Origin of the sequence: Thermopetrobacter sp. TC1 (assembly GCF_000746275.1) — a bacterium.
In the GTDB taxonomy this organism is placed as follows: Bacteria; Pseudomonadota; Alphaproteobacteria; order Rhizobiales; family Aestuariivirgaceae; genus Thermopetrobacter.
In genome coordinates, this window is record NZ_KN050832.1 from 1 (window position 1) to 937 (window position 937).

1 protein-coding gene and 1 tRNA gene are annotated in these 937 nt (G+C 54.7%); one reads left to right on the forward strand and one right to left on the reverse strand.

Features of this window, described 5'->3' with window-relative positions; translation table 11 throughout:
• Positions 1–176 (reverse strand): DUF4372 domain-containing protein (locus EK16_RS12675; protein WP_156098406.1); only part of this gene is annotated, 176 nt, incomplete at its 3' end.
• 381 nt (positions 177–557) lie between these two features.
• Here EK16_RS12675 and EK16_RS10880 point away from each other — a divergent pair.
• Positions 558–633: transfer RNA gene (locus EK16_RS10880), tRNA-Lys, on the forward strand.
• Positions 634–937 lie beyond the last annotated feature (304 nt).

Consider the following 937-nt stretch of genomic DNA (forward strand, 5'->3'; position numbering starts at 1 on the left):
TCCACATCCCGCAGGCTCGATACAGCGCCAAGTTGTGACACCAGCAGCGCCAACAGGTGCGCCCGCGTGTGAAAACGCTTGCGATAGCGGTCGCTGTTATGCCGGCGCACCGCCTCCTCAACAAGGCGGTCAGGAAGCAGTTGGACAATGCGATGAAGCGTGGTAGGTTCAAACATCGGGATTGTTCCTCCGCTTGTGGCAAATCAAGCCTTGACACTTCACTTTTACCACAAGTGGCGGACAATCCCGTACTTTTTTCACCTAACCATCATCTTTCTTGGACACCAGTGGGCGAAAGCCGGTATCTCAAGCCATTTGCTCATGCGTTTGTGGTCTGAGACCTGAGGCTTTCGCTGGGGTGACGAGGAAGATGGTAACGGTGTGTCGTGTAGAGTGAGAAAATTCCCCGTAAGGCGAATATGCCTCTGGGCATTGGAGCCCTTTTCAAAGAGATGCCAATCCCCTTGACCGCAGCGCACCCCCGGCCTATGTTCCGCCTCGCTTGGGAGAATACACGCGCCACACACACACACACCGGCGCCCCAAACATTCCTCATGGGCCCGTAGCTCAGGTGGTAGAGCAACTGACTTTTAATCAGTTGGTCGGAGGTTCGAGTCCTCCCGGGCTCACCAGCCCTTCTTCTGCCTCTTCGCGTTTTCTGGAGCAAACACGTCCTTTAATCTTGCTGTTGCCCCCTCCAGGGCGTGGACTTAATTCAAAGACGGCGATGCCAGCGGCATTTTCTTGAAAATCGCTGGTCCTTTCGCCCGCAGGGAATAGCCGAAGCTATTTTCAAGGACGAAAAGCCGGCGAGATGCAGCGAAAATGCCGACCTTCAGGGGCTGGCACGTCGGATTTTATGAGGACACGCCCTAGTTTTTTCGCCCTTCTATTGCAGCTGGACTGCGTTTTCTGATCTGCTAATCTTGGGGCCGT